Annotated in this window: 29 protein-coding genes and 3 tRNA genes; 13 read left to right on the top strand and 19 right to left on the bottom strand. The window is 64.2% G+C overall.

Translation table 11 applies throughout. From position 1 onward, the window contains the following. The first annotated feature begins 47 nt into the window (after positions 1-47). The 5 genes from HMPREF3151_RS10780 to HMPREF3151_RS10760 all read left to right on the top strand — a co-directional run bounded on the left by HMPREF3151_RS10780 (position 48) and on the right by HMPREF3151_RS10760 (position 2,387). A complete protein-coding gene (locus HMPREF3151_RS10780) occupies positions 48-500 on the top strand; it encodes a hypothetical protein (protein ID WP_070475831.1) in 453 nt (150 codons plus the stop codon). Then, positions 497-817 (top strand): transcriptional regulator, encoded by a 321-nt coding sequence (locus HMPREF3151_RS10775; protein ID WP_070475829.1) that lies wholly within the window; start codon positions 497-499, stop codon positions 815-817. The genes HMPREF3151_RS10780 and HMPREF3151_RS10775 overlap by 4 nt, the downstream gene beginning before the upstream one ends. A 10-nt stretch (positions 818-827) precedes the next feature. Next, the gene (cmrA, locus tag HMPREF3151_RS11895) at positions 828-1,634 is read left to right on the top strand and encodes a mycolate reductase (RefSeq protein ID WP_070475826.1); all 807 of its coding nucleotides are present in this window, start codon (positions 828-830) and stop codon (positions 1,632-1,634) included. Then, a complete protein-coding gene (gene orn, locus HMPREF3151_RS11890) occupies positions 1,635-2,264 on the top strand; it encodes an oligoribonuclease (protein WP_070475823.1) in 630 nt (209 codons plus the stop codon). 47 nt (positions 2,265-2,311) lie between these two features. Beyond that, positions 2,312-2,387 (top strand) — tRNA-His (locus tag HMPREF3151_RS10760). 139 nt (positions 2,388-2,526) lie between these two features. Here HMPREF3151_RS10760 and HMPREF3151_RS10755 read toward each other — a convergent pair. Continuing rightward, positions 2,527-3,723 carry a L,D-transpeptidase gene (locus HMPREF3151_RS10755; RefSeq protein WP_070475818.1) on the bottom strand — a complete coding sequence of 399 codons (1,197 nt, stop codon included), beginning with the start codon at positions 3,721-3,723 and terminating at the stop codon, positions 2,527-2,529. A gap of 201 nt (positions 3,724-3,924) precedes the next feature. Between HMPREF3151_RS10755 and HMPREF3151_RS10750 the strand changes: the two genes are divergently transcribed. Next, positions 3,925-3,997, top strand: a tRNA-Lys gene (locus HMPREF3151_RS10750). A 27-nt stretch (positions 3,998-4,024) separates the two neighbouring features. Here the strand turns inward: HMPREF3151_RS10750 and HMPREF3151_RS10745 are convergent. Next, a complete protein-coding gene (locus HMPREF3151_RS10745; protein WP_246815264.1) occupies positions 4,025-5,227 on the bottom strand; it encodes a DUF418 domain-containing protein in 1,203 nt (400 codons plus the stop codon). A gap of 100 nt (positions 5,228-5,327) precedes the next feature. Here HMPREF3151_RS10745 and HMPREF3151_RS10740 point away from each other — a divergent pair, with 100 nt between their 5' ends. Beyond that, on the top strand, positions 5,328-5,894 hold the full coding sequence (locus HMPREF3151_RS10740; protein ID WP_070475814.1) for an isochorismatase family protein: 567 nt from the start codon (positions 5,328-5,330) through the stop codon (positions 5,892-5,894). Positions 5,895-5,896: 2 nt separating this feature from the next. On the opposite strand, the gene HMPREF3151_RS10735 is transcribed toward HMPREF3151_RS10740, so the two are convergent. Together HMPREF3151_RS10735 and HMPREF3151_RS10730 are read right to left on the bottom strand one after the other, a co-directional pair. Continuing rightward, positions 5,897-6,544, bottom strand: a complete 648-nt coding sequence (locus HMPREF3151_RS10735) for a DUF305 domain-containing protein (protein ID WP_246815263.1) — start codon at positions 6,542-6,544, stop codon at positions 5,897-5,899. Between the two features lie 90 nt (positions 6,545-6,634). After that, a complete protein-coding gene (locus tag HMPREF3151_RS10730) occupies positions 6,635-6,910 on the bottom strand; it encodes a DUF3618 domain-containing protein (RefSeq protein WP_070475811.1) in 276 nt (91 codons plus the stop codon). Between the two features lie 79 nt (positions 6,911-6,989). Between HMPREF3151_RS10730 and bcp the strand changes: the two genes are divergently transcribed. Further along, positions 6,990-7,475 (top strand): thioredoxin-dependent thiol peroxidase, encoded by a 486-nt coding sequence (bcp, locus tag HMPREF3151_RS10725; protein ID WP_070475807.1) that lies wholly within the window; start codon positions 6,990-6,992, stop codon positions 7,473-7,475. 27 nt (positions 7,476-7,502) lie between these two features. Here bcp and HMPREF3151_RS10720 read toward each other — a convergent pair. After that, positions 7,503-7,587, bottom strand: a tRNA-Leu gene (locus tag HMPREF3151_RS10720). A gap of 103 nt (positions 7,588-7,690) precedes the next feature. Between HMPREF3151_RS10720 and HMPREF3151_RS10715 the strand changes: the two genes are divergently transcribed. Together HMPREF3151_RS10715 and HMPREF3151_RS10710 are read left to right on the top strand one after the other, a co-directional pair. Next, positions 7,691-8,143 carry a hypothetical protein gene (locus HMPREF3151_RS10715; RefSeq protein WP_070475804.1) on the top strand — a complete coding sequence of 151 codons (453 nt, stop codon included), beginning with the start codon at positions 7,691-7,693 and terminating at the stop codon, positions 8,141-8,143. Further along, a complete protein-coding gene (locus tag HMPREF3151_RS10710; protein ID WP_070475802.1) occupies positions 8,140-8,517 on the top strand; it encodes a DUF3817 domain-containing protein in 378 nt (125 codons plus the stop codon). Before HMPREF3151_RS10715 ends, HMPREF3151_RS10710 begins: the two co-directional genes overlap by 4 nt. A gap of 65 nt (positions 8,518-8,582) precedes the next feature. Here the strand turns inward: HMPREF3151_RS10710 and HMPREF3151_RS10705 are convergent, their stop codons facing one another. The 8 genes from HMPREF3151_RS10705 to clpS all read right to left on the bottom strand — a co-directional run bounded on the left by HMPREF3151_RS10705 (position 8,583) and on the right by clpS (position 13,925). Continuing rightward, complete coding sequence (locus tag HMPREF3151_RS10705; RefSeq protein ID WP_070475799.1) at positions 8,583-8,957, bottom strand: hypothetical protein; 375 nt, start codon at positions 8,955-8,957, stop codon at positions 8,583-8,585. Between the two features lie 22 nt (positions 8,958-8,979). After that, entirely contained in the window at positions 8,980-9,579 is a 600-nt protein-coding gene (gene rdgB / locus HMPREF3151_RS10700; RefSeq protein WP_070475795.1) for an RdgB/HAM1 family non-canonical purine NTP pyrophosphatase, read from the bottom strand. Then, positions 9,573-10,301, bottom strand: coding sequence for a ribonuclease PH (rph, locus tag HMPREF3151_RS10695; protein WP_034998096.1), 729 nt, complete (start codon positions 10,299-10,301; stop codon positions 9,573-9,575). Before rph ends, rdgB begins: the two co-directional genes overlap by 7 nt. Positions 10,302-10,324: 23 nt before the next feature. Continuing rightward, on the bottom strand, positions 10,325-11,092 hold the full coding sequence (locus HMPREF3151_RS10690) for an MBL fold metallo-hydrolase (protein WP_070475793.1): 768 nt from the start codon (positions 11,090-11,092) through the stop codon (positions 10,325-10,327). Between the two features lie 33 nt (positions 11,093-11,125). Continuing rightward, positions 11,126-11,947, bottom strand: coding sequence for a glutamate racemase (gene murI, locus HMPREF3151_RS10685; protein WP_083290320.1), 822 nt, complete (start codon positions 11,945-11,947; stop codon positions 11,126-11,128). Positions 11,948-11,957: 10 nt separating this feature from the next. Next, positions 11,958-12,545 carry a rhomboid family intramembrane serine protease gene (locus tag HMPREF3151_RS10680; RefSeq protein ID WP_070475840.1) on the bottom strand — a complete coding sequence of 196 codons (588 nt, stop codon included), beginning with the start codon at positions 12,543-12,545 and terminating at the stop codon, positions 11,958-11,960. Positions 12,546-13,075: 530 nt separating this feature from the next. Beyond that, positions 13,076-13,615, bottom strand: a complete 540-nt coding sequence (locus HMPREF3151_RS10675) for a DUF2017 domain-containing protein (protein ID WP_070475787.1) — start codon at positions 13,613-13,615, stop codon at positions 13,076-13,078. 10 nt (positions 13,616-13,625) lie between these two features. Next, positions 13,626-13,925, bottom strand: a complete 300-nt coding sequence (clpS, locus tag HMPREF3151_RS10670) for an ATP-dependent Clp protease adapter ClpS (RefSeq protein ID WP_070475837.1) — start codon at positions 13,923-13,925, stop codon at positions 13,626-13,628. Positions 13,926-14,016: 91 nt separating this feature from the next. On the opposite strand from clpS, the gene HMPREF3151_RS10665 reads away from it, so the two are divergent. Next, positions 14,017-15,363 (top strand): nicotinate phosphoribosyltransferase, encoded by a 1,347-nt coding sequence (locus HMPREF3151_RS10665; protein ID WP_070475783.1) that lies wholly within the window; start codon positions 14,017-14,019, stop codon positions 15,361-15,363. A gap of 3 nt (positions 15,364-15,366) precedes the next feature. After that, positions 15,367-17,331: an ATP-dependent DNA helicase gene (locus HMPREF3151_RS10660; protein WP_070475780.1), complete on the top strand. Its 1,965-nt coding sequence runs from the start codon at positions 15,367-15,369 to the stop codon at positions 17,329-17,331. Here the strand turns inward: HMPREF3151_RS10660 and HMPREF3151_RS10655 are convergent. From HMPREF3151_RS10655 to nrdF, 3 genes are all read right to left on the bottom strand, one after another. Next, positions 17,321-18,040, bottom strand: a complete 720-nt coding sequence (locus HMPREF3151_RS10655; RefSeq protein WP_070475778.1) for a peptidyl-tRNA hydrolase — start codon at positions 18,038-18,040, stop codon at positions 17,321-17,323. The two genes, HMPREF3151_RS10660 and HMPREF3151_RS10655, sit on opposite strands and share 11 nt — an antisense overlap. 91 nt (positions 18,041-18,131) lie before the next feature. Then, entirely contained in the window at positions 18,132-19,835 is a 1,704-nt protein-coding gene (gene ctaD / locus HMPREF3151_RS10650; protein WP_070475775.1) for an aa3-type cytochrome oxidase subunit I, read from the bottom strand. Between the two features lie 266 nt (positions 19,836-20,101). Next, the gene (gene nrdF, locus HMPREF3151_RS10645) at positions 20,102-21,091 is read right to left on the bottom strand and encodes a class 1b ribonucleoside-diphosphate reductase subunit beta (RefSeq protein ID WP_070475834.1); all 990 of its coding nucleotides are present in this window, start codon (positions 21,089-21,091) and stop codon (positions 20,102-20,104) included. Between the two features lie 151 nt (positions 21,092-21,242). On the opposite strand from nrdF, the gene HMPREF3151_RS10640 reads away from it, so the two are divergent. Continuing rightward, positions 21,243-21,956 (top strand): FadR/GntR family transcriptional regulator, encoded by a 714-nt coding sequence (locus HMPREF3151_RS10640; RefSeq protein WP_070475773.1) that lies wholly within the window; start codon positions 21,243-21,245, stop codon positions 21,954-21,956. 207 nt (positions 21,957-22,163) lie between these two features. On the opposite strand, the gene nrdE is transcribed toward HMPREF3151_RS10640, so the two are convergent. The 3 genes from nrdE to nrdH all read right to left on the bottom strand — a co-directional run bounded on the left by nrdE (position 22,164) and on the right by nrdH (position 25,307). Further along, the gene (gene nrdE, locus HMPREF3151_RS10635; RefSeq protein WP_070475770.1) at positions 22,164-24,329 is read right to left on the bottom strand and encodes a class 1b ribonucleoside-diphosphate reductase subunit alpha; all 2,166 of its coding nucleotides are present in this window, start codon (positions 24,327-24,329) and stop codon (positions 22,164-22,166) included. 10 nt (positions 24,330-24,339) lie between these two features. Next, on the bottom strand, positions 24,340-24,861 hold the full coding sequence (gene nrdI, locus HMPREF3151_RS10630) for a class Ib ribonucleoside-diphosphate reductase assembly flavoprotein NrdI (RefSeq protein WP_083290318.1): 522 nt from the start codon (positions 24,859-24,861) through the stop codon (positions 24,340-24,342). 215 nt (positions 24,862-25,076) lie between these two features. After that, a complete protein-coding gene (gene nrdH, locus HMPREF3151_RS10625; RefSeq protein WP_070475768.1) occupies positions 25,077-25,307 on the bottom strand; it encodes a glutaredoxin-like protein NrdH in 231 nt (76 codons plus the stop codon). Positions 25,308-25,797 lie beyond the last annotated feature (490 nt).

Below are 25,797 nucleotides of genomic sequence, written 5' to 3'. Positions count from 1 at the left end.
CCCGAAAACTCTTGCTTTCCGCGTTGGAAAGTGACACACTTGCGAACATGGAAAGCAACGCACCGCAGCCCAACCCACCGCAAACGCAGATCTCCCGCGAAGAGGCCCGCGCCGCCCTCGAACAGATCGACGGCATCGAGCACGAAACCCAACGTAAACACACCCCACCGTGGGCTTACGCCATCCTCGGCACCAGTTTCGGTGTCACGATCGCCGGCACGATCATCGGCTGGAAGTACTGGTGGGTGCTGTTCGTGCTCATCGTCGTCGCCTGCATCGCGCTCGCGATCTGGGACAACAACCGCAACGTGCGCCCGAGCATGAAGCAGCCGATCCAAGAGGACCCCAAAACGAACTGGGCCGCCGCCCTGGCCCCCGTGTTCGTCATGCCGCTGATCTGGCTCGTCCCCGAGGGCAGCGTGGTCGGCGGAATCATCGCCGGCGTGGTCGTCGCCGTCGTGTTCACGGCCGTCATGATCTACGGGGAGAAAAACCGATGAACGCCCCCGCCATCGACCCTGTCATTCACCCCCTGGCGCGGCTGAAGATTTGTGCTGCGCTGTACCACGCGGGAGCCGTCGAGAAGCAAACATCCCGGCACGAGATGCGCTTCAGCTCGCTGAGAGAGAAAACTGACCTGTCGGATTCGGCGCTGTCGAAGCAGCTGGACCGGCTGGAGGAGCACGGCTACGTCACGCGCTTCCGCGAGTACGGCTCCAGCAGAGCGAAGGACACGGTGTGGGTCACGCTCACCGCAACGGGCGCGCAGGCCTTCGAAAACCACACGGCCGCGCTGCGCGAGATCGCGGGCGGGTAGATTCGTCCCCATGAGTTTTCCCGCACCAGCACCCGGCGCGTTCGCGCTGATCACCGGCGCGAGCCAAGGCATCGGCGAGGCCATCGCGCGCCAGCTCGCCGCTGAGGGCCACAACCTCATCCTCGTCGCAAGGCGCCAAGAAGTCCTACAAAAGCTTGGCGACGAGCTCTCGCTCGCCCACGGCATCGACGTCGAAATATTCGCGGCAGACCTGTCCAAGGCCCGCGACGTGGACGCCCTAGTCACACACATTGAAAACCGCACGGTTTCTATCTGCGTGAACTCGGCGGGCATCGCCAGCTTCGGGCCGTTCATGGCCCAGGACTGGGAGTACGAGACGAACCAGTTCAACCTGAACGCCACGGCGGTGTTCCGCATCACCAAGGCGGTGCTGGACCAGATGGTGCCGCGCGGCGAGGGTGCGCTGTGCAACGTCGGCTCCGCTGCAGGCAACCTGCCGATCCCGAACAACGCCACCTACGTGTTCACCAAGGCCGGCGTGAACCAGTTCACCGAGGCGCTGCACTACGAGCTCAAGGACTCGGGCGTGCACGTGACCCTGCTCGCGCCGGGCCCGGTGCGCGAGGCGTACATCCCGGAGGACGAGCAGTCCATCGTGGACAAGGTCGTGCCGGATTTCCTGTGGACCACCTACGAGTCCTGCGCCGCCGACACCATTGCCGCGATGCGCAAGAACCGCCGCCGCATCGTGCCCGGCCCACTTTCGAAGGCCATGGACGTGGTCTCCAACTACGCCCCGCGCGGGTGGCTCCCGCCGATCATGGGCAAGTTCTACGCACAGATGGGAGAGGAATAGATGGACATCGCAGCGAAGGACAACCGCATTGTCTGGGTGGACCTGGAGATGACGGGCCTGGACCCTTCCCGCCACGTCATCGTGGAGGTCGCCGCCCTGGTCACGGATGCGGAGCTGAACATTATCGACGAGGGCGTGGACCTGGTCGTGCACGCCACCGACGCAGAGCTCACCGAGATGGACGACTTTGTCACCCAGATGCACTCCGACAACGGGCTGCTCGATGACATTAAGGCCTCTCAGATCAGTCTTGAGGAGGCGGAGGACGCGGTGCTCGGGCTCGTCGAGAAGCATTGCGATCCTGCGCACCCCGCGCCGCTCGCCGGCAACTCGATCGCCACCGACCGCACGTTCATCAAGGCGCAGATGCCGCGCCTCGACGCCGCGCTGCACTACCGCATGATCGACGTCTCCACGGTCAAGGAGCTCTCCCGCCGCTGGTTCCCCAAGGCGTACTTCAACCAGCCGGCAAAGGGCATGGCACACCGCGCGCTGGCGGACATCGTGGAGTCCATCCGCGAGCTGGATTACTACCGACGCAGCGTGTTCGTGCCCGCCCCTGGGCCCGACACGGAGGCGGCCAAGGACGCAGCCGCAGGCGCAACCGATGCCTACCAGCCGTTTTTGTGAAAACACGGTGAGGGGCTAAGGTAGATCTCGCTGCAAAAACAGCGATGGTGGCTGTAGTTCAGCTGGTAGAGCACCAGGTTGTGATCCTGGGTGTCGCGGGTTCGAGTCCCGTCAGCCACCCCAAAGTTGAAGGCCTGTCCTGCGAAAAGTCGCGGGTCAGGCCTTCGTCGTTTATCCCCCAGTTGCCCCCGGGTTTGCAGCTGCGGGTATCCCGTTTTAGCAATGTGGCAAATATTTGCCACATTGCTAAAACAGCACTCCCCTACTCGTACAGCGGTTCGCCGGAACCGCCGGAACGCTGCTCCCAATCGAGGTTCCAGTACCCCAGGCCGTCGTAAGGCGTGAGCGTGCCGCCGGCGGTGTTCTTCACCACCACCGGGTCGCCGCGCTTCACAAAATTCTGGAACCACTGCGCATTGTCGTAGGAGGCGTTGATGCAGCCGTGGGACTGGTTGTAGCTGCCCATCGCGCCGAGCGCCCACGGGGCGGAGTGCAGGTAGATACCGGAGTAGGACAGCTGCGTGGCGTAGTCCACTGGCGTGACGTAGCCGCCGGCGTCCAACGCCAGGCCGAAGGTGCGCGAATCCATGGTCAGCTTCTCGTGCTCGTCGCCGACCACATACACACCGTTCGGGGTGTCGTACTTGCCGTCGGTTCCCAGCGAGATCGGGAACTCCTTGACCAGCTCGTCGCCCGAGTAGACGCGCATCATCTTGTCGGCGTTGTCCACCACGGCTTCCACCTTGTCGCCGATGGTGAAGTTGGTCTCGTTGTCCCCGCCGCCGTAGAGGCCCTTACCCAGCTTCTCGCCGTAGATGTCCACCTTCACGCTGACGTCGGTGCCGGGCTCCCAGTAGTCCTTGGGGCGCCAGCGCACCTCGTACGGATCCAGCCAGAAAAACGCGCCGTCGGTGTCGTTGGAGGTCTCCACGTCAATGTGCTCCTCCATCGCCTTGGTGTCCTGGACGGGGCTGTCGAAGCGGATGGTCACGGCTTGCCCCACGCCGACGGTCGCGCCGTCCAGCGGGCCGATGTACGAATTCACCGTCGCGTCCGGGGTCAGCGTGGTGAACGAGGAGACCACCTTCTGGCCTTCCTTGTCCCGCGCTTCCACAGTGTAGGTGCGGCCGTACCCGAGCGGTTCGGCAACGGACCACTCGGACTTGTCATCGTCGAACTCACCCTCGACTTCCTTGCCGGCCTCGTTGGTCATGGTCACAGACGACAGGCCGGCAGCGGCGGTCACCGTAATCGGGTCCAGCGGGGCAACCCCGGTCTCCCCGTTTGCCACGTTGACCTTGGGCGGGCGCGGCGAGGCCTTCTCGGTGGTCTTTTCCACCAGTGATGCGTCGGAGGTGTGCGCGGCAGGCTCTAGCCTTCCGGCGTCACCGATGGTGCACGACGTCAGCGTCGCCGCTGCAGCTAGCAGCGCACAGACGCGTACCACTCGACTGACCACGGCTTACCCCTCAAATCACTGTCAATTACGAATCCCCCATACTCTATCCCCTCACCAGCCAAAGTCCACTATTGTCGCGCGTGTGTTTACGCACATTGCATATCGACGATTTCTCGCCCCTGACCAGCCGATTTCACGCTGAGCGGAGTGGGTGCTACAGTTTCTTTTCGTTGCCGAGAGCAACAGAGAAAAACAAAATACGCGCCATTAGCTCAATTGGCAGAGCAACTGACTCTTAATCAGTGGGTTCGGGGTTCGATTCCCTGATGGCGCACAATGTGCGGCGAGGCCAGCAGGAATTCTACCTGCTGGCCTCGTTTTGTTCTATCCGTCCGGCGGGCCCGTAGGACAGGCGGCGGTGCAGCCACTCGAACGGCCCCTGCTTGCCCACCGCGTCCAGCGCCGCGGCGAGCGCGAGCGTCATCAACCACACCACGGTGCCGGCGAACAGCTTTCCCACCAACCCCGCGTCCTGCCACAGCCCCAGCCCGGCCGGGATCACCAGCACCAGGAAGATGAAGGACTGCGCGATGTAGCCGGACATGGAGCGCCGCCCCAGCGCCACGAACGCGCTCGCCCACACCGGCACGCGGTTGTGTAGCCGTTCGGTCACCAGCGCAAGGCCCGCGATGATGCCGGGCCCGGTGAGGAAGCCGAAGCCCTGGTTGAGCATGTAGAACACCGGCTCGTACTCGGCGGGCAGCACCCCGTTGATGGACAGCCCCCAGGGCACGCCGATACACAGCACGACTGCCGCGGCGATGACTGTCCAGGTGGTGAGGGTGCGCTGGTGCGTGGAGACGTCGAAAAGCACTCGCTCCCGCGCCCACACCAGCCCGATGAGCGCGAGTGCGAACAGCTCGATGGCAATGAACCAGATCCCCGCCACGTAGCCGACTGCGGAGTGCGCGTTGGCGCTGAAGTACGCGCTGAAGGTGGTCAGCTCGGTGCTGAGCTGGCTGCGGGTGCTATGCGGGTCGTAGTAGCCGTAGTACGTGCCGAGCGCGCCCGAGGCACAAAACGCCGCGAAGCAGCCGAGTATGACGTAGGCGATGCGCAGCAAGCTTTTCGACGCCATCCGGTACACCACCGCCAGCCCCACCCCAACCAGCCCGTAGGCGAACATGATCTCGTTGTAGAAGATGAGGAACATGTGCGCCAGGCCGAAGGCGCCGAGCCACGCGTAGCGGCGCAGCAGCACCCGGCGCGACTCGGCGGGGCTGTAGCCTTTGCGGGCCAGGCTGGCGGCGACCATGCCGAAGCCGATGCCGAGCAGGGTGGAAAACATCGCCAGCCCGCGCACGCGCACGAACATGGTAGTGAACACCGCCGCCCAGGCGTCGAGGGTGCTGTCGGGGTTAATGCCGCCGACGGACCAGCCCGGAGCGTCCGCCGCGGAGTAGGCGTTGACGATCCAGCTTTGGAGCGTGTTGGCCATCGCGATGCCCAGCAGCGCCATGCCGCGCGCGAGGTCCGGGACGATGAGACGCGTCGTGTCCTTCACACCTGTAAGTATATTTTCGCAGGCCACGCCCCGCGTCGTAACGAAGCGCGAATCTGCCCATGGCGCCCATTTCCCTTCTCCTGAGAGTAGGCTGAATCGCATGAAGACAGCATTAGTGATCGTGGACGTGCAGAACGACTTCTGCCCCGGCGGCGCGCTCGCCACCGCGCGCGGCGACGAAGTGGCGTCCAAAATCGCCGAACTGATCTCCACTGCGGACAGCCGCACCCACGAGTACGACTGCGTCGTGGCCACCCAGGACTGGCACATCGACCCGGGCGCGCACTTCTCGGAGACACCGGACTACGTCGACACGTGGCCGCCGCACTGCCTGGCCGATGCGTACGGCGCGCAGATCCGTGGGCCAGTGAAGACTGAACTGATCGACCAGTTCTTCAAGAAGGGCCACCACAGCGCCGCGTACTCCGGCTTCGAGGGCATCAACGACAACGGCGAGCTTTTGGCGGACTGGCTGCGGTCGCAGGAAATCACGCACCTGGATATCTGCGGCATCGCCACCGACCATTGCGTGCGCGCCACGGTCCTTGACGCGCGCAAGGAAGGTTTTAAGGTCAACGTGCTGCGGGCCATGTGCTCGCCTGTCGACGACAAGCGCGGCGCCGACGCCCTCCAGGAGATGATCGACGCCGGCGCTGAACTGGTCTAGCGCTAGTTCGGCGTGTAGCCGAGCAGGTCTTCCATCTCCCCCATCTCGGCGGTCTGCACGTCGACCATTTCCTGCGCCATTTCACGCAGCGGGACGTAGGCGCCCCGGTCGATCTCGTCTTGCGTCATGTCGATGACGTGGGCGTGGTGGAAGTGCATCATTTCCAAGAAGGCGGTGCGCAGCTCGTCGCCGGTTTTTGATTCGAACTCGCCGAGCTGCTCGGGATGGAACATCCCGTTGGCGATGTGGGTGGAGTGAAACTCCATGTCTTTCTGGATGCCCCACTCGTCAGCCCAGGCGCGCATCTGGTCGTTCTCACGTTCTTGGCCGTCCTTGATGCGCTGCGCAAGATCGCGGACCTCGGCGTCGTCGACATCTGAGGCCAGCAGCACGTCCGACATTTCGATCGCCTGCTGGTGGTGCGGCACCATCATGCCGAGGAAGTGGACATCCACGTCGTTGTAGCCCGCCCCTTTGTCCGCGGAGGTGGTGGTCTCAGGTGCGAACGCGGCGCGTATCGACGGCCCCGCGAACGTGAGCACCAGCGCCAGCGCCGCGATGAGCGCTACCGCGATCCACAGCGGTTTCTTGCTGGGACGCATCTCCTCGAGTTCCGGATCGCGGGTGGTGTTCGTGCCGCCATTCGCCATTGGTATGCCCTTTCAGTCAAGATGAGTATATTCAAAACCGCCCAGCTGCGGGAGACAGCTGGGCGGTAACAGCGGCGAGGCCTGTTGCCTCTAACGGTTCGCGAGCAGCTTCTGCAGCTCCTTGAGCTCGCCCTTGCGCTTGCGGCCGTTGTACACCTTGATGCCGACCAGGGCCGCAACACCGACGACGATCCCGCCGATGACCTTCTGCACAGTCTCATCCTGGAGCCAGTTAGCGGCCTCGGACTTTGCGCTCCCCGCCAGGGTCTTCGGGTTGGTACGGTCCGCGAGCTCGTCCAGGGTGCTGGCGAGCTGGTTGCGGGTGCGCTCGAGGTCGCGCTCGATGTCGTGAATGTCTCGTGCCACTTTGGGAAACTCCTACGTCTACGTTGACTTTTACAGACTCACGTCTTTTCGTCTCCACAGTAGTGTAAAACGGGGAGGCATGACTGAGCCGATTAGATTGGAAAAGGGCGACACCGCCCCCGCTTTCACCCTTAAAAACGACCGGGGCGACGACGTCTCGCTCGCCGACTTTGCTGGTCAGCGCGTCATCGTCTACTTCTACCCCAAGGCCAACACGCCTGGCTGCACCACCGAGGCCTGCGACTTCACCGACAACATGGAGCAGTTCCGCGACGCATCGGTAACGGTGCTGGGCATTAGCCCCGACGCTGAAGACAAGCTGGCCAAGTTCCGTGCCGACCACGACCTCGGTGTCGAGCTACTCTCCGACCCGTCGAAGGAAACGCTCGAGGCCTACGGCGCTTTCGGTGAGAAAAAGAACTACGGCAAGGTTGTCCAAGGCGTGATTCGCTCAACCTTCCTGGTGAGCGTGGACGATGCCGGCAAGGGCACCGTCGATCAAGCCCAGTACAACGTCAAGGCCACCGGCCACGTTGGCCGCATCCTGCGCGACTGGGATATTTAGAGCCGCCAAGCCCCACCCCCGAAAGATTGGTGCGCCCGGAGAGACTTGAACTCTCACGCCATAAGGCACTGGAACCTAAATCCAGCGCGTCTGCCAATTCCGCCACGGGCGCGTCGTCGTTGGATGTTACACGGCGCAAGGCACTGAGCGATAAACGCCGGGCTGCATCAAACTTTCGTTTGGTCTTTTCTAGTTGCCGGGTAGACTGACCAGCTGTGAGCGAAGAGAACAAGGCAGTTGAGGGCACCGAAGCGGCGCCTCAACGCGAACGCGTCCGCGTGCGCTGGTGGCACATCGTGCTGCTGATCGCAGCAGCCGTGACCTGCCTGCTGCTCGCGAACTGGCAGTGGGAGCGCTACCAGTCGGGTTCGGGCACGTTCCAAAACCTGGGCTACGCCCTGCAGTGGCCGTGCTTCGCCGCGTTTTTCGTCTACGCGTACCGCGCAGGTATGCGCATGGAAAACGAGAAGATTGAGGCCGAGAACGCAGGCCTGACCATGGATGATCTCTACGAGGCCGACCTTGCCAAGTACGGCGAGGTGAAGGAACCCACGGAGATCGACGAGGACTTCCTGCCGTCGCGCCCAGAGCTGGACGTGGAGGAATACAACGAGCTTGTGGCTCCCCGCCGTAGGACGAACTCTGAAGGTAAAGGTGAATCAGCATGACGCAGCCCACTCCGCAGACCCAGCCCGCTCAGCCGGTGAAGATCCACCCGGAGCGCCAACGCCGTGTGAAGCAGGCCCTGCAGTTTTTCACCGTCACCGCGTGGATCACCGGTGTGCTGCTGCTCCTGCTGGTCGCGCGCATGATCATGCAGTACGGCTTCGACATGAACGTCGATTACCTGTCCTGGGTGGCCCGCGTGCACGGTTTTGCGTTCGTGGCGTTTTTGATGGCATCGCTGAACCTCGGCTCGAAGGCCCGCTGGTCCGCAGGCACCTGGATCGCCACTGCCCTATCCGGCGTGGTGCCGTTCATGTCCTTCTTTGTCGAAGCGAAGCGCCGCGATGAAGTCAAGGAGAAGTTCCAGCTTTCCTAAACGCATAAAGAAACCCCGGCGGGACAGTTCGCAGTCCTGCCGGGGTTTTTCTTCTTTGTAGCGCGCTACTTTTCGCCGGTCTTGGTCAGCACCATCACGCCGACCTTCTCAGCCGGGTCGTTCTGCGGGCTCAGGGTCAAAGTGTCGCCGTTGCGCTCTGCGTCGTACTTGAGATCCTGGTGGGTCAGCGGATCCTCGAGCTTGAACTCCTTGTCGTCGCGCAGGCAGTTCGCCTCGTTGGTCTCACCGTCGGTTTCGGTCATCTGCCAGTCGCAGTCCTTGCCGTCGATGGTCACGGTGGCGCGGCCGCCACCTGCGCCGTCCTGGGTAGCGGTGATGTCTCCAGTCCACTCACCGTCAAAGTCGCCCGACTGGCCGCAACCAGTCAACAGCGCGCCGGAGGCGAGAACAGTTCCTACAAGTGCAATCGTTTTCTTCATAAGCCCACTGTAACGAATAGCGTCACTTCAGCGCCGCGATGTGCGGAGCCAGCGCGCGGAGCGCCTTGCCGCGGTGAGAGCGCGCGTTCTTCTCCTCGGCAGAAAGCTCGGCGGAGGAACGGCCGTCGGCGTCGGCAGGCTGGAACAGCGGGTCGTAACCAAAGCCGTTCTCGCCGCTGGGTTCGCGCAGCAGCTCGCCTTCCCAGCGCCCCTCTGCAGTGAACTCCTGCCCGTCCGGGGTGGCCAGGGCGCAGCAGGACACGAACGCGGCGGCCCGCTCGTTGATGTCCGCCATCTGGGCCAGCAGCAGGTCGTTGTTGGCCTGGTCGTCGCCGTGGTTGCCGGACCATCGGGCGGACAAGATGCCGGGCATGCCGTTGAGCGCCTCGACGGTCAGGCCGGAGTCGTCGGCCACACAGGGCAGACCCGTGGCCTTCGCCCCGGCGCGGGCTTTCAACAGCGCGTTGTCCACGAAGGAGAGGCCGTCTTCGACGGGGTCGGGGTACGACGGAGCGTCGTGAAGCGAAACAAGCTCCACCCCCTCGATGCTGAGCTCGCGCAGCACCTGCTCGAGCTCACGCACCTTGCCTTGATTCCTGGACGCGACGAGAACCTTTACCATCCCAGCGCCGCCTTCTGCGCCGCGATGAGCTCCTCGCAGCCCTTGGCCGCGACGTCCAGCATCTCGCCGAGCTGCTCGCGGCCGAACAGGCCGTGCTCGCCGGTGCCCTGGATCTCCACGAAGTTGCCGCCCTCCTGCATCACCACGTTGAGGTCGACCTCGGCGCGGGAGTCTTCCTCGTAGGGCAGGTCCAGGCACACGTGGCCGTCGATGATGCCGGCAGAGACGGCGGCAATCGGCTTGAGCAGCGGCTCGCCCGGGACTACGCCGCGCTCCTTGAGCACCGCAATGGCGTCCGCGAGTGCAACGTACGCGCCGGTGATGGAGGCGGTGCGGGTGCCGCCGTCGGCCTGCAGCACGTCGCAGTCCAACTGGATGGTGTTCTCCCCGAGCTGGCTCAGATCCACCGCGGCGCGCAGCGAGCGGCCCACCAGACGCGAGATCTCGTGGGTGCGGCCCTTAACCTTGCCCTTCATGGACTCACGCGGCATACGGTCATGGGTGGCGGACGGGAGCATGGCGTACTCGGCGGTGAGCCAGCCCTCGCCGGAATCCTTTTTAAAGCGCGGCACGCCCTCCTCCACCGAGGCAGTGCACATGACGCGGGTGTTGCCGAATTCCACGAGCACACTGCCCGCCGGGTTGGAGGTGAAGCCGCGGGTGATGCGCACGGGGCGCAGTTGGTCGAAGGCGCGGCCGTCCAGTCGCGAAAAATCAGTCATGCGCCCAAGCGTAACGCAGACGCCTAGGGCTCGAAGGTGGCGCCAGCTTCGCCCAGGATGATCTCCCCGTCGAACTCGGTGCGGGCGGCCACGAGGACCTCCTCCGGATCGGTCCACGGCTGGATATGCACCAGCACAAGAGTCTTGACCCCGGCCTCGCGGGCAATGCGCCCGGCCTCCTTGCCGGACAGGTGCATACCCTCCGCCTTCCCCTCGGAGGTCGCACCCCAGGCGGCTTCGCAGAGGAAGAAGTCGGCGCCCCGGGCGGCGTCGATAAGCGTCGGCGTGAAACCAGAGTCGCCGGAGAACGTGATGACCTTGCCGGCAGCGTCCTCGATGCGCAGCGCGTGCGACTCTTGCGCCGGGTGGATGACGTCGAACGGGGTGATGGTCAGCCCGCTGAGCTGTTCCGGCTGTCCGGCCCGCCAAGTGGTGAACTCGAAGGTGTCGGTAAAGTCGTCCTGCTCCCCCGGCGCGTCCGCGCTCATGCGGCCCAGGTGCTCCGGCGCGTACGAGGGGCCAATCAGCCGGTGGCGCTGCTCCGCCGGGGCCGAGGGGTGGTAACGGCGCCACACCAGCAGCGACGGGAAGTCCGAGCAATGGTCGGCGTGAAGATGACTGAAGATGACATGCGCCGCAGACGGGTCGAACCGCTCCTGCATGGCGGCGAGCGCTCCCGGACCGAAGTCCATCACCACATCCGTTTCACCAGGCACGGAGATGACGTAGGAGGAAGCTGGGTTACCGGGCGCGGCCAGGCTCCCGGAGCACCCGAGGATGGTCAACTGCATGGACACACTCTGCCATGAATGCGACACATTTTCCTAGTGAATCCCTAAATCGCGGCCTACGGCGTGCACCGGAGGCGCCAGGAAGCGCCGGGCAAGCGCGTCGAAAGTGTCGGGGTCGCCGGTGGATTCGAAGATGTGGGTGGGGGCGGCAGTGCCGTCGTTAAGCATGTCGCTCTCAGTAAGCACCCGCAGCACATCCTTCGAGGTTTCCTCGGCAGACGAGACAAGCGCGACCTCATCGCCGATGGCCAGCTGGATCACACCCGACAAAAGCGGGTAGTGGGTGCAACCGAGCACAAGCGTATCGACGCCAGCTTCGCGCAACGGCGCCAAATAGCGCCGAGCCACCTCGAGGACTTCCTTGCCGGAGGTCTTGCCCTGCTCCACGAATGGCACGAACTCCGGGCAGGCCTGGGCGGTGATTTCAAGGCCCGGGTGGATGGAAAACAGGTCCTGGTACGCGCCCGATTTCACCGTGCCTTCGGTGCCGATCACGCCGATCTTCTTGTTGCGCGTGGTGGCGATCGCGCGGCGCACGGCGGGCTGGATCACCTCGATGACGGGGATGTCGTAGCGCTCGCGGGCGTCGTGCAAGAACGCAGCGGTGGCGGTGTTGCACGCGATGACCAGCATCTTGCAGCCGCGTTCCACCAGCTCATCGGCGATGCGCTGCGAGTGCGCGCGCACGTCCGCGATCGGCTGTGGGCCGTAGGGGCCGTGGGCGGTGTCGCCGATGTAGATCAGGGATTCGCCCGGCAGCTGGTCCATCACCGCGCGGGCGACGGTCAGGCCGCCCACTCCGGAATCGAAGAGCCCGATAGGTGCTGAATTTGGGTTGCCGGCGAAAGTGTTCACGCCGGCAATCCTATCGCTGGCCAGGATTCTGCAATGAACGCGCTTTGGCCTCGCGCTTTGCCACCAGCTCTGGCGGGTCGTCGGAGGTGATCACCATGCCAGCGACCAGGCCGCCGATCGCGCCGAACAGGTGCGCCTGCCAGCTCACGCCCTCGGTGCCCGGCAGCAGCCCGAAGATCAAGCCGGAGTAGAAGAAGCCGAGGATAAGGCCGGTGATGATCTGGCTGATGGAGCGGTTGAAAAAGCCGCGGATGATCAGATACGCCAGCCAGCCGTACACCAGCCCGGAGGCGCCGATGTGGTTCGTGCCTACACCGCCGAGCAGCCAGGTGCCTAAGCCCCCGATGATCACCACGAACGTGGTGACCTCCCAGAACACGCGCTTGCCGGAGTAGCCCACCAGGAACGCGAAGATTGCGCCGGGGATCGAGTTGGAGATGATGTGCTCCAGATTCGCGTGGAGCAGCGGCGAGGTGAAAATGAACGGCAGGGAGGACACGTCCAGCGGGTGGATGCCAAACGCCTGCAGCCACGGGAACACCAGCTCCAAGATGAACACGACCCAGATGGTGGCGAGGAAGCCGCCGGCGAACTTCATGCCGGTTTGGCGCTGCGCCTTTCGCTTCGACGCTCGCTGGGTTCTGGGGGTTTGGCTGTACTGGCCCGGTTGGCCGTATTGCCCCTGCTGTTGCGGGGTCGCGTACGGGTTGTACGGCTGCGCGGGCTCGCTGAACGCCGGCTGCTGCCGTTCCGGGTGCGAGAACGGTCGCTGGAACGGTTTGCCGTAGCCCGGCTGCCCGGTCTGGCCGTAGCCCCAGCCCTCGGGGGTGTGGTTGTGTTCGCTCATCGTGGTTGGAGTCTAGCGGGTTCGCCAGATCCGGGCCGGGCGGTGGTTGGGCAGTGGCTGGGCGGTGGCCGCTGGAACTCTGTTTCCACCAAACCCTGAGGAAGAGCTCCAGAGTATGGCCTAAAACCGGGCATACTCTGGAGCCCTTCCTCAGGGTCTGCGGGGCGGAGGCCGAAATCTAGGGGTATCTGGGAGCCGTGTGGTGAGGAGGCCGGATCCGGGCCCGGTAGTGGTTGGGCGGTGGCGGGCCGGAGGTCGTCGACAAGCTGCGGGCGAAACCGCTAGCCCATCAGCGCCTCGAGCAGCGAGTCCTGGCAGTACGCGAGCCAGTCGATGAGACGCTGGCGGTCCTCGCGCGCGGCCTCGCTGCCCGAGTCGTCCGCGGAGGCGTAGAGGCGCATGTCGTTGAGCGCGGCGATGAACTGGTGCGCCTCGTCCTCTTCGATGGTCACCTCGACGCCGCCCGTGGGGCCGAGCGCGGTGTTGACCACCTGCAGATTGATCAGCTTGGCCTTGATGATGTCGTTTTCGTGCAGGCTGCGAAGCAGGCCGTTGTCGCCGTCGAACTCCTCGTCGCCCTCGCGCTCGAAATCGGGCAACAGGCGCGCCAGGCGCGGGTCCTCGGGCGCTTCGGTATGCCCGGTGGCGACGCCCAGCATCTCCGCGAACTCATCCTTCGGCGCGGACTGGGCACGCGCGATCAACGCCTCGGACACGGTGGCGGTGAGGTCGCCGATGACCTCGCGCTCCATCGGGTCGAAGACGGTGGTGTACTTCGGCGTCGAGCGCATCAGGCCCTTCTTCTTACGCCACGGCTGCATCGATTCTCCCCTACCCTGCCTGCTGCATCGTGGCCCAAAGCCCCGCGGTGTGCAGCTTCTTCACGTCGGTTTCCACCTTGTCCTTCTCGCCCGAGGAGACCACGGCCTTTCCCTCGGTGTGGACCTGCATCATCAGCTCTTGGGCGCGCTTGCGGTCATAGCCCAGCACGGTCTGGAACACGTAGGTGACGTAGCTCATCAGGTTGACCGGGTCGTCCCACACGATGCACAGCCACGGCAGGTTCTCGCTCGTGGCCACGTCCACGTCGATGGCCTCGTCCAACTCCGGGGTTGCCAGCGGCGAACCCATGCGCTCCGCGCGGCTGGCCGCAGGAAAATCGGCTGAGGAAAACATGTGCACCACCTTACCTTCTCGTACCAGCAGGGTACGCTGGCTCACCATGAACGACACTCCCACGCACTCCACCGGCACGCAGGGCTCCACCGCGTTTTTCACGGACATGTACGAGCTGACCATGCTCGACGCCGCCATCAAGGACGGCACTGCGCAACGCGACTGCATCTTCGAGGTCTTCGGCCGCCGCATGCCCAACGAGCGCCGCTACGGCGTAGTCGCAGGCACTGAGCGGGTGCTCGACGCGATCACCAAATTCCGTTTCACGCAGGACCAGCTGGACAACGCCGACTTCCTCTCCTCCGCAGCCCGGGAGTACCTGGAGAACTTCCAATTCTCCGGGCACATCGACGGCTACCGCGAGGGCGACCTGTACTTCCCGTACTCGCCGATTATGACGGTGCGCGGCACCTTTGCGGAGTGCGTGATCCTAGAGACGGTCATTCTGTCCATCCTCAACTCGGATTCCGCCATCGCCTCGGCGGCTTCCCGCATGGTCTCGGCCGCAGACGGCCGCCCGATCATTGAAATGGGCTCGCGGCGCACCAACGAGCAGGCCGCCGTCTCGGCAGCGCGTGCGACGTACATCGCGGGCTTCAACGCCACCTCCAACATGGAGGCCTCCCTGCGCTACGGCATCCCCGCCTCCGGCACCTCTGCCCACTCCTGGACGCTGCTGCACGTGGACGAGGACGGCAACCCGGACGAGAAGGCCGCGTTCAAGGGCCAGATCGACTCGCTCGGCGTGGACACCACGCTGCTGGTGGACACCTACGACATCACCAAGGGCGTGGAAAACGCGCTCGAGGTCGCAGGCACCGATCTCGGCGCGGTGCGCATCGACTCCGGCGACCTGGGCATCGTCTCCAGGCGTGTGCGCAAGCAGCTGGACGAAGCGGGCGCCTTTAACACCCGCATCATCGTCTCCTCCGACTTGGACGAGTTCGCCATCGCCGGGCTGCGCGGCGACCCGGTGGACGGCTTCGGCGTGGGCACCTCCGTGGTCACCGGCTCCGGTGCCCCCACCGCAGGCCTGGTGTACAAGCTGGTGGAGGTGGACGGCCACCCGGTGGCGAAGCGCTCCTCCGGCAAGGCCACCTACGGCGGCGGCAAATCCGCCCTGCGCGCTTACCGTTCCTCCGGCGTTGCCGTCGGCGAGGTGGTCCACCCGCTGGGCGTGGACGTGCCACGAAAGCCGAACCTGGAGTACCGCGAGATGACGGTGCCGCTGATCCGCGACGGCGAGATCGTGGACAGCCAACCCGGCATCGAGGAGATCCGCGAGCTGCACGCGGCCGCCCGCAAGACGCTGCCGTGGGAGGGTTTGGCGTTGTCGCGCGGCGAGGTGGCCATCCCGACGAAGTTCGTCGGCTTCCCGGAGCCCACCGAGTAGGCCGTGGCTGCAGACGAACCACTTACCCAGTCCACCACCGACCTGCTCGCCGCCGCGGTCGAGTCCCTCGGCGGCTCGCGCCGGCCCGGCCAGGTAAAGATGGCTGAGGCGGTGACCAAAGCCCTCGATGCCGAGCGCCACCTGGCCGTGCAGGCGGGCACTGGCACCGGCAAGTCGCTGGCCTACCTCGTCCCCGCGATCCGCCACGCCCAGGCGCACGGCACCACGGTGGTGGTGTCGACGGCGACAATCGCGCTGCAGCGGCAGCTTGTGGATAGGGATTTGCCCCGGCTGGCAGACGCGCTCGAGCCGCTGCTGCCCGAGCGCCCCACCTTTGCCATCCAGAAGGGCCGCAACAACTACCTGTGCAAGCACAAATTAATGCTTGATAGCGCACCTGCGGAGTCCCTCATCGAGGAAGAGGACCTGTCCTGGCTGGGCAAGCACGTCAAGCGCGTCGCCGAGTGGGCGCAGGAGACTGAGACGGGCGACCGCGACGATCTGGTCCCCGGCGTGCCGGACATGGCGTGGCGGCAGGTCTCAGTGACCTCCAACGAGTGCCTCGGCGCGACCCGCTGCCCGCACGGCGAGGAGTGCTTCGCGGAGCTCGCCCGCGAGCGCACCAAGGACGTGGACATCGTGGTGACCAACCACGCGCTTTTGGCTATCGACGCGCTTGCGGACGTGGCTGTGCTGCCCGAGCACGACGCCGTGATCATCGACGAGGCCCACGAGCTCGACGGCCGCATCACCTCCGTGGCCACCAATGAGATTTCCGCGCGCGCCCTAGCGATGGCCGCCCGCCGCGCCGGCAAGCTCGGCGCGGAGCGCGACACACTCGAAGGCGTCATCGACGACTTCACCGCCGCGATCGACCTGGAGGCCCCGGGGCGCTGGGAAGTCATCTCGGAGCCTGCCCGCGGCGCCTTCGCGGCACTTCGCGACGCGCTGTGGAAGACCCGCACCGCCATCTCCGACGCCCCGCCCGGCGAGTCCGAAAACGACCCGGAGAAGTTCGCCGAACGCGCCAACCTGCGCAACCACCTGGAGGACCTGCACGACGCGGTGGTGCGCATCCTCGAGGTCTTCGACGAGCCTGATCCCGCCAAGCACTCGGATGTGGTGTGGCTGACCCGCTCCGAGCGCTACGGCGATTCCGTCTCGGTCGCGCCCCTGTCCGTGGCGGGCCTGCTGCATGAGCGGCTCTTCGGCGAAAAGACGGTCGTGCTCACCTCCGCCACCTTGACTGTGGGCGGCAATTTCAACGCCATGGCCGCTGCCTGGGGCCTGCCGCAGGGCACCTGGGACTCGCTGGACGCTGGCACGCCGTTCGACCCGCGCAAGTCCGGCATCCTCTACACCGCCCGCCACCTGCCCACCCCGGGCCGCGACGGTCTGTCCGCGGAGACACTGGACGAGATTGCGGAGCTGATCACCGCCGCGGGCGGGCGCACGCTCGGCCTGTTCTCCTCGCGCCGCGCCGCCGAGCAGGCCGCCGAAGCCATGCGGGCGCGCCTGCCCTTCGACATCCTGCTCCAAGGCGAGGACTCCACCGGCACTCTGGTGGACACGTTTGCCAAAAACGAGAACTCCTGCCTGTTCGGCACACTTACCCTCTGGCAGGGCGTGGACGTGCCGGGCAGCGCCTGCTCGCTGGTAATCATCGACCGCATCCCCTTCCCCCGCCCCGACGATCCCCTCCTGCAGGCACGCTCCAACGCAGCCGACGCGGCGGGCCGCTCCGGGTTTATGGAGGTCTCCGCCACGCACGCCTCCCTGCTCATGGCGCAGGGTGCGGGCAGGCTTTTGCGGTCTGTCGACGACCGCGGGGTCGTCGCCGTGCTAGACAACCGGCTGGTGACGAAGCGCTACGGGTCGTTCATCCGGCGCAGCCTGCCCGCGTTCTGGGACACCACGGACGCGGAAACGGTGCGCGGGGCGCTGCGGAGGCTCGTCGCTAAGCAATAGCGATCGCTGTGGTGGAGCCGGGAGCGACCTCAGTGAACCCGGCGTCGCGCACCGCCACCGCCTCGGGGCGCGTGGCAAGCTCGGCGAACTCCTCGCGGGGCAGCTCGCGCACGCCAAGCGGGAAGCCCGCCTCCGCCCACCGCTGCGCCCAGGCGGCATCCCGCGCGGCCGCGAGCAGCATCGACGCGTGCCCGGCCTGCGCGGCGGCCTTGCCCGCAGACATGTGCAGCGACGCGTTGAGGGCGATCAGCGGCGCTTCTGCGTCGAGCGGCAGCTCCTCCCCGGACTCAATCTCCGTGCCCTTGATCTGCAGCTTGGATATCGCGTGCGGAACCTCAGAAACCGCCGAGGGAACGAACGCCCGCACGCTGCCGACGGTGACGCCGGGCAACGCCTGCACGTCGTCCCATGCCTTGTTGCGGGCTCGGCGGGCCACCTTGCGGATGCGGTGCGAGTACCACGCGTCCAGCGCGTCGCGCCAAAACCCGTCGGTGCCCGCCCGCGGGTCCAGGCACACGGCCACGGAGGCGCGGGCGGCGTCTGCGAGCACCTGGTTGCGGCTCGGAGGGTCCTGCTTGGGCAGGTTGATGGCCAGCTGCATCGCCTGGACGGTCTTCGGGTCCTCGGGGTCCTCTGTGCGGGCCTTGTAGTCGCCCGACACGCGGTCCCGGAGGAGCTGGTGGGCGGCGGCGATCATCTGCTCAGTCATCCGGGTCAGGGTACTCCTCATTGTCGTGGGCCTGAAACGACGAAAACCCCCGCCGAAGCGGGGGTTCGTTCAGGAGGCCGGTGGCCAGCGACTACTTGGAATCGCGGTGACCGGTGTGAGCCTCGCGGCGCAGGGTCTCCACCATGTGCGGGTAGTGCAGCTCGAACGCCGGGCGCTCGGAGCGGATACGCGGCAGCGCGGTGAAGTTGTGGCGCGGCGGCGGGCAGGTGGTTGCCCACTCGAGGGAGTTGCCGTAACCCCACGGATCGTCGACGGTGACGATCTCGCCGTAGCGCCAAGACTTGAACACGTTCCAGATGAACGGCAGGAAGCCAATGCCCAGGATGAACGCGCCAACCGTGGAAACCTGGTTCAGCAGCGTGAAGCCGTCGGTGTCCAGGTAGTCGGCGTAGCGGCGCGGCATGCCCATGTTGCCCAGCCAGTGCTGGACCAAGAAGGTCATGTTGAAGCCGACAACGGTGAACCAGAAGTGGATCTTGCCCAGCTTCTCATCCAGCATGCGGCCGGTCATCTTCGGGAACCAGAAGTACACGCCTGCGGTAGAAGCGAACACCACGGTGCCGAACAGGGTGTAGTGGAAGTGCGCAACCACGAAGTAGGAGTCGTGCAGCTGGAAGTCCAGCGGCGGGGACGCCAGCATGATGCCGGTCAGACCACCGAACAGGAAGGTGAACAGGAAGCCGACGGCCCACAGCATCGGGGTCTCGAACGTGAGGTGGCCGTTCCACATCGTGCCCAGCCAGTTGAAGAACTTCACACCGGTCGGGACGGAGATGAGGAAGGTCATGAACGAGAAGAACGGCAGCAGGACTGCACCGGTGGCGAACATGTGGTGCGCCCACACAGCCATGGACAGGCCGGCGATTGCCAGGGTTGCGAAGATCAGGCCGATGTAGCCGAAGACCGGCTTACGGGAGAACACCGGGATGATCTCGGAGATCACGCCGAAGAACGGCAGCGCCAGGACGTACACCTCGGGGTGGCCGAAGAACCAGAACAGGTGCTGCCACAGGATCGTTCCGCCGTTGGCGGTGTCGTAGATGTGGCCGCCGATCAGACGGTCGTAGAGCACACCCATCGCCGCAGCGGTCAGCAGCGGGAAGATCATCAGGGCGATGATGGAGGTGACAAAGATGGTCCAGGTGAACGCCGGCAGACGGAACATGGTCATGCCCGGCGCACGCATGGTCAGCACAGTGGTGAGCATGTTCACCGCGGAGGCGATGGTGCCCACACCGGTAGCGCCCACGCCGACAACCCAGAGGTTGGCGGAGACGGACGGGGTGTGCACAGCGTCAGCCAGGGGCATGTACATGGTCCAACCGAAGTCGGCTGCGCCGCCCGGGGTGAGGAAGCCGGCGAGCATGGCGATGACGCCGATGCTGGTCACCCAGAAGCCGAACGCGTTCAGACGGGGGAAGGCCACGTCCGGAGCGCCGATCTGCAGCGGCAGCACGTAGTTGGCGAAGCCCCAGACGATCGGGGTACCGAACGCCAGCAGCATCACGGTGCCGTGCATGGTAAACAGCTGGTTGAACTGCTCGTTGGACAGGAACTGCAGGCCGGGGCTGAACAGCTCAGCGCGGATAAGCAGCGCCATCAGGCCGGCCACGAAGAACCAGACGAAGGACATGATGATGTACATGATGCCCAGTTCTTTGTGGTCAGTGGTGGTGAGTTGCTTGTAAATTTTCGAGCCCTTACGAGCGTTGCCCGTCGGCTCGGGGCGTGTCGGCGGGACGTAATTATCCAGCCGCGGTGCCACAGCGGTCATCTGATCCTCCTGACTACGGCTCCTGCACCCCGCCCAGCTCACGCCGAACAAGGCACAGATGCCACGAGTGATACCGGATCAGCATAACGTTCTGCACATTGATTTTCCAGCCTCCGGCAATGCTGCCCCCGAGCGGGGTCAGCGCCTGGCCCAACCATCCCGGGCTGTTACTGGTGAGGCGCATGAGTACTGCACAGCAGGCAAGAAAAACCCCCGGCTCGCGGGTGCGAACCGGGGCCACCGAAGGTGCGTCGTAAAGCTTCTGCCTAGAAGTCCCAGTCCTCGTCCTGAGTATCCTCCGCGCGGCCGATGACGTAGGAGGAACCGGATCCGGAGAAGAAGTCGTGGTTCTCGTCCGCGTTCGGCGACAGCGACGCGAGGATGGCCGGCGAGACCTTCGTCTCATCCACCGGGAACAGGCCCTCGTAGCCGAGGTTGTTCAGTGCCTTGTTGGCGTTGTAGCGCAAGAAGCGCTTCACATCCTCAGTCCAGCCAAGCGCGTCATAGATGTCCTCGGTGTACTGGTTCTCGTTCTCGTAGAGGTCGTAGAGCAGCTCGAAGGCGTAGTCCTTCAGCTCCTCCTTGCGCTCTTCGGATTCGTTCCGCAGCGCCACCTGGTACTTGTAGCCGATGTAGTAGCCGTGCACCGCCTCGTCGCGGATAATAAGGCGGATAATGTCGGCGGTGTTCGTCAGCTTGGAGTGCACCGACCAGTTCAGCGGCAGGTAGAAACCGGAGTAGAACAGGAAAGACTCGAGCATCACGGAGGCGATCTTGCGCTTGAGCGGATCGTCGCCCTCGTAGTAGCTCAGGATAATTTTCGCCTTGCGCTGGAGGTACTCGTTTTCCTCGGACCAGCGGAACGCGTCGTTAATCGCGGGCGTGTCCGCAAGCGTCATAAAGATGTTGGAGTACGACTTCGCGTGCACCGACTCCATAAACGCGATGTTGGTCAGCACCGCCTCCTCGTGCAGCGAGTTCGCGTCCGGCAGCAGTGAAACCGCACCGACGGTGCCCTGGATGGTGTCCAGCAGCGTCAAGCCGGTGAACACGCGCATAGTGGCTTGCTTTTCCTCATCGTTGAGGGTGTTCCAGCTCGGGATGTCGTTGGACACCGGGATTTTCTCCGGGAGCCAGAAATTGCCGGTCAGGCGATCCCACACTTCAAGGTCCTTGTCGTCCGGGACGCTATTCCAGTTAATAGCCTTCACCGGCTTCTCGTGGGACTCGAGGTAACGCGCGTAATCGTCAGTCATGCCGACCATCCTACTTCGGAGTCAATTCACCCGCGCCACGTCCCGCTCCCCGCCTGCGAACTGCGCGCACGCAATGTCCAAACGTGGCGGGGGCATGACATAAACTACTCGCATATTGCTGCAAACATCATCCCTTAAAGGAGGTCGCTCCGTGGCTACAAGCGGTTATCGGTCCTCGCAACCCCTGCTCTCATCAGTCTTGGACACGCTCGGCGAAGAGATCGTGTCGGGCAAGCAGGCCGAGGGCCACACGTTCACGCTCCACGACTTGTCGGAGCGCTTCGGCATCTCCCGCACTGTCGCCCGCGAGGCGATGCGCGCGCTGGAACAGCTGGGGCTCGTTTCCTCGTCGCGCCGCGTGGGTTTGAAAGTGCTGCCGCAAAGCGAGTGGAACGTGTTCGACCACTCGATCATTTCGTGGCGCCTGCGCAGTGAGGAGCAGCGCCCGGCGCAGCTCGCGTCGCTGCGTGAGCTTCGCGACGCCATCGAGCCCACCGCCGCCCGCCTCGCCGCCATCAACGCATCGCGCGAGCAGGCGCGCCGCTTGTGCGAGCTGGCCGACCAGATTGTGGAGCTAGCCGGCCAGGAAGGCGGCAACTCCGAGGCCTTCCAGGAGGCGGACCTGGAGTTCCACGCGCTCATGTTGGAGGCCTCCGGCAACGAGATGTTTGTGGCGCTGACCTCGCCGATCATGGATATTATGTCCGGCCGCGCCCTCTACGGCATCATGCCGGATGACCCCCACGTCGGCACCATGCAGATTCACATCGACCTAGCGCAGGCGATTGCTTCCGGCGATGCGGATGCTGCAGAAGATGCTTCTCGACGTCTACTTCGCGGCGTCAACGATTTCATGGAGATGTAGCTCTCCCCGGCGGGCCCTCCCCTTGCCCGCGCCCGCCATGGTGCTGATCTGCTAGTTCCCCAACAACGGAACTAGCAGATTCGCGCCGTATTGGCACTGATTTCCAACATCACCTGGGCAGGCGCAAAAGAAGACCGCTGATCTGCTAGTGCGCCCTCAGACGCAACTAGCAGATCAGCGGTTTCTCGTCGCGAAGCGCGCGCTCCACTACAGCATGCAGGAGACGCAGCCCTCGATCTCGGTGCCTTCCAGCGCCATCTGGCGCAGGCGAATGTAGTACAGGGTCTTGACACCCTTCTTCCACGCATAGATCTGCGCCCGGTTGATGTCGCGGGTGGTCACCGTATCCTTGAAGAACAGAGTCAGCGACAGGCCCTGGTCGACGTACTTCGTGGCCACCGCGTAGGTGTCGATGATCTTCTCGTAGCCGATCTCGTAGGCGTCCTTGAAGTACTCAATGTTCTCGTTGTCCATGTGCGGCGCCGGGTAGTAGACGCGCCCGATCTTGCCTTCCTTGCGGATCTCAATCTTGGAGGCGATCGGGTGGATCGAGGACGTGGAGTTGTTGATGTAGGAGATCGAACCGGTTGGCGGCACCGCCTGCAGGTAGCGGTTGTAGATGCCGTCGCGGGCGATGTCTTCCTTCAGCTGCGCCCACTCCTCCGCCGTCGGCACGGCGATGTCGGAGTTGGCGAACAGCTCCTTGACCTTGTCGGTCTTGGGCTGGAAGTCGGCCGGATCATAGCGGTCGAAGAACTCGCCGGTGGCGTACTCGGACTTGGCAAAGTCCGCGAACGCGGTGCCCTTCTCCACGGCGATCTTGTGGGAGGCGCGCAGGCACTGGTACATCACGGCGGCGAAGTAGGCGTTGGTGAAGTCCAGGCCTTCCTCGGAGCCGTACTCGATGTGCTCGCGGCCGAGGTAGCCGTGCAGGTTCATCTGGCCCAGACCGATGGCGTGGGAGGCGTCGTTGCCGTCGCGCACCGGCGGAACGGAGTCGATGGAGGTCTTGTCCGCGACGGCGGTCAGCGCGCGGATCGCGGACTCCACCGTCTTGGCAAAGTCGTCGGAGTCCATTGCCATCGCGATGTTCAGCGAGCCCAGGTTGCAGGAGATGTCGTGGCCGGTCTCGGCGTAGGTCAGGTCCTCGTTCAGCACGGACGGGGAGTTGACCTGCAGGATCTCCGAGCACAGGTTGGACATGTTGATGCGGCCGGTCTTCACCGGGTTCGCGCGGTTAGCCGTGTCCTCGAACATGATGTACGGGTAGCCGGACTCGAACTGGATCTCGGCGATGGTCTGGAAGAACGAGCGCGCGGAGATCTTGGACTTGCGGATGCGCGGGTCTTCCACCATCTCCTCGTACTTCTCGGTCACGGAGATGTCCGCGAACGGCACGCCGTAGACGCGCTCGACGTCGTACGGGGAGAACAGGTACATGTCGTCGTTGCGCTTGGCCAGCTCGAAGGTGATGTCCGGGATGACCACACCGAGCGAGAGCGTCTTGATGCGGATCTTCTCGTCCGCGTTCTCGCGCTTGGTGTCCAAGAAGCGCATGATGTCCGGGTGGTGGGCGTTGAGGTACACCGCGCCGGCGCCCTGGCGTGCGCCGAGCTGGTTGGCGTAGGAGAAGGCGTCTTCCAAAAGCTTCATCACGGGGATGACGCCGGAGGACTGGTTCTCGATGTGCTTGATCGGCGCGCCGGATTCGCGGATGTTGCTCAACAGCAGCGCGACGCCGCCGCCGCGCTTGGACAGCTGCAGCGAGGAGTTGATCGCGCGCCCGATGGACTCCATGTTGTCTTCGATGCGCAGCAGGAAGCACGACACCAGCTCGCCGCGCTGCGCCTTGCCGGCGTTCAAGAACGTCGGGGTTGCTGGCTGGAAACGGCCGGTCATGATCTCGTCCACAAGCGCGAATGCGAGATCCTCGTTGCCGTCGGCGAGGAAGAGCGCAGTCATGGCGACGCGGTCCTCGAAGCGCTCGAGGTAGCGGCGCCCGTCGAAAGTCTTCAGTGTGTAGGACGTGTAGTACTTGTACGCGCCCAGGAAGGACTTGAAGCGGAACTTGTAGGAGTACGCGCGCTTGAACGTGTCCTTGATAAAGGTCCAGTCGTACTTCTCAATGGTGTCCGGCTCGTAGTACTTGTTGGTGACCAGGTAGTCGATCTTTTCTTCCAGGTCGTGGAAGTAGACGGTGTTCTGGTTGACGTGCTGGAGGAAGAACTGGTTGGCGGCCTCGCGGTCCTTGTCAAACTGGATCTGGCCGTTTTCGTCGTAGAGGTTCAAAAGCGCATTCAGCGCGTGGTAATCCAGCTGGTCGCTTTCGTTGACCGGCTCCGGGACATTCTTACCGACAGTCTGGGTACTCACTTCTCGTCCTTCATCGTGTTCTTGAGTATTTACCGGCGTATTTTGCGCGCAGCTTTGCTAGGCGCTCGGATTCGTCCGGAGCATCCTGCCTATCGACGACCTCCGGTCCCCCACGCAGCCCCAACCTTCCAGCGTTCTGGACCAGTTGGCGGCGAACGTGCGCAACGTCCTCGGCCGAGCCCATGAGCTCGAACCGGTACAAGTACGGGACCTTACACTTGTCGGCGATGACCTTCCCGGCAAGGCAGTAGTCTGCGCCGAAGTTGGAGTTGCCGGCGGCGATCACACCTCGGATCAGATTCCGGTTGTTTTCGTTGTTGAGAAAGCGGATCACCTGCCCAGGCACCGGGCGCGAGTTACCGCCGCTGACGCTCACCCCGCCACCGTATGTGGGGCAGATGAGCACGTACGGCTCGTCGACGTTCAGTTCCGGGTCGTTCCTGCGCAACGGGATGCGCCGGGACGGGAGGCCGAGCTTCTCCACAAACCGCTTCGTGTTCTCCGTCGCGGAAGAGAAGTAGACCACCAGCATGGCAGCCGCCTTTCTTCGTGTTGAGTTTTCTGTTGTGTGGCGTGCGCGGCGTGTGGCGCCCCTCCCCTCACTCCGCCCGTTCCCCGTCCCCTTTTCGCCAAATCCAGCTACTAGGGCCCAGCTATCTGCCATATTTGGGCCGTTAGCGGGGTCTTACTAGCTGGATCCGCGGAGTGAGGGGGCGCGGTGCGCGAGGGGTGCGGGGACCGCCGACGTTACGCAGCCGCGGCGAGACCCTTGATGCGGTCCGGGCGGAAGCCGGACCAGTGCTCACCGTTCGCCTCGACGACCGGGGCCTGCACGTAGCCGAGGGCCATGACGTAGTCGCGGGCTTCCTCGTCCATGGAGATGTCAACCGTGGTGAACTCAAGGCCGGCCTTGGTCAGGGCCTTCTCGGTTGCCTTGCACTGCATGCAGGCCGGCTTGCTGTAAACGGTGATCGACATAGTTTCTCAGGCTCTTTCTGTGCGGGTCTTCGACCGGGATTCGACAGGGTTTCGACGCTTTTTCTCGCTTCCCCGGCTCCCCCGGGGCAACACCAAGAGACACTATACCTTGGGGGAAAGTTCGGCAACTGCTACTACATGTAGTAGTTACACGGGTGGTATTCCCAGGATAAAGCCGGCAAATCACCTACATGTAGTTAAAACGTGGGCAGCCATCTGCTCCCAAGCGTGTAATTCGGCGGAAAATTAGGGTTAAGGGTCAAAATGTGTGTCCGGAATCGCCGATTTTCATGGGGTGACCTGTAGGTTTCAGGAAAGTATATGCTTCCGGGGCATATAAATGGCCTCAGGCCAGGAAATCCACGGTGTGGCAGCGTTGGTGTGCTATGCGCGGCGTGGTGTGGTGTCGCAATGTCAAAGAACCAACCACGCTGCCACTGTGGCGGTGAAATGAAGCGAAACGGCACCACCAGCAAAGGCACCACCAGGT

Origin of the sequence: Corynebacterium sp. HMSC05H05, assembly GCF_001807265.1 — a bacterium.
Lineage (GTDB): Bacteria > Actinomycetota > Actinomycetes > Mycobacteriales > Mycobacteriaceae > Corynebacterium.
The sequence above is the reverse complement of the archived record's forward strand: the minus strand, read 5'-3'. Positions and strand labels throughout refer to the sequence as shown.

Excerpts from the sequence above, each read along its gene's own strand:
- HMPREF3151_RS10780 (WP_070475831.1), top strand. The coding sequence starts at position 48 with ATGGAAAGCAACGCACCGCAGCCCAACCCACCGCAAACGCAGATCTCC.
- HMPREF3151_RS10775 (WP_070475829.1), top strand. The coding sequence starts at position 497 with ATGAACGCCCCCGCCATCGACCCTGTCATTCACCCCCTGGCGCGGCTG.
- cmrA (WP_070475826.1), top strand. The coding sequence starts at position 828 with ATGAGTTTTCCCGCACCAGCACCCGGCGCGTTCGCGCTGATCACCGGC.
- orn (WP_070475823.1), top strand. The coding sequence starts at position 1,635 with ATGGACATCGCAGCGAAGGACAACCGCATTGTCTGGGTGGACCTGGAG.
- HMPREF3151_RS10740 (WP_070475814.1), top strand. The coding sequence starts at position 5,328 with ATGAAGACAGCATTAGTGATCGTGGACGTGCAGAACGACTTCTGCCCC.
- HMPREF3151_RS10735 (WP_246815263.1), bottom strand. The coding sequence starts at position 6,544 with ATGGCGAATGGCGGCACGAACACCACCCGCGATCCGGAACTCGAGGAG.
- bcp (WP_070475807.1), top strand. The coding sequence starts at position 6,990 with ATGACTGAGCCGATTAGATTGGAAAAGGGCGACACCGCCCCCGCTTTC.
- HMPREF3151_RS10710 (WP_070475802.1), top strand. The coding sequence starts at position 8,140 with ATGACGCAGCCCACTCCGCAGACCCAGCCCGCTCAGCCGGTGAAGATC.
- HMPREF3151_RS10705 (WP_070475799.1), bottom strand. The coding sequence starts at position 8,957 with ATGAAGAAAACGATTGCACTTGTAGGAACTGTTCTCGCCTCCGGCGCG.
- rdgB (WP_070475795.1), bottom strand. The coding sequence starts at position 9,579 with ATGGTAAAGGTTCTCGTCGCGTCCAGGAATCAAGGCAAGGTGCGTGAG.
- rph (WP_034998096.1), bottom strand. The coding sequence starts at position 10,301 with ATGACTGATTTTTCGCGACTGGACGGCCGCGCCTTCGACCAACTGCGC.
- HMPREF3151_RS10690 (WP_070475793.1), bottom strand. The coding sequence starts at position 11,092 with ATGCAGTTGACCATCCTCGGGTGCTCCGGGAGCCTGGCCGCGCCCGGT.
- HMPREF3151_RS10680 (WP_070475840.1), bottom strand. The coding sequence starts at position 12,545 with ATGAAGTTCGCCGGCGGCTTCCTCGCCACCATCTGGGTCGTGTTCATC.
- HMPREF3151_RS10675 (WP_070475787.1), bottom strand. The coding sequence starts at position 13,615 with ATGCAGCCGTGGCGTAAGAAGAAGGGCCTGATGCGCTCGACGCCGAAG.
- clpS (WP_070475837.1), bottom strand. The coding sequence starts at position 13,925 with ATGGGTTCGCCGCTGGCAACCCCGGAGTTGGACGAGGCCATCGACGTG.
- HMPREF3151_RS10665 (WP_070475783.1), top strand. The coding sequence starts at position 14,017 with ATGAACGACACTCCCACGCACTCCACCGGCACGCAGGGCTCCACCGCG.
- HMPREF3151_RS10655 (WP_070475778.1), bottom strand. The coding sequence starts at position 18,040 with ATGACTGAGCAGATGATCGCCGCCGCCCACCAGCTCCTCCGGGACCGC.
- ctaD (WP_070475775.1), bottom strand. The coding sequence starts at position 19,835 with ATGACCGCTGTGGCACCGCGGCTGGATAATTACGTCCCGCCGACACGC.
- nrdF (WP_070475834.1), bottom strand. The coding sequence starts at position 21,091 with ATGACTGACGATTACGCGCGTTACCTCGAGTCCCACGAGAAGCCGGTG.
- nrdI (WP_083290318.1), bottom strand. The coding sequence starts at position 24,861 with ATGCTGGTGGTCTACTTCTCTTCCGCGACGGAGAACACGAAGCGGTTT.
- nrdH (WP_070475768.1), bottom strand. The coding sequence starts at position 25,307 with ATGTCGATCACCGTTTACAGCAAGCCGGCCTGCATGCAGTGCAAGGCA.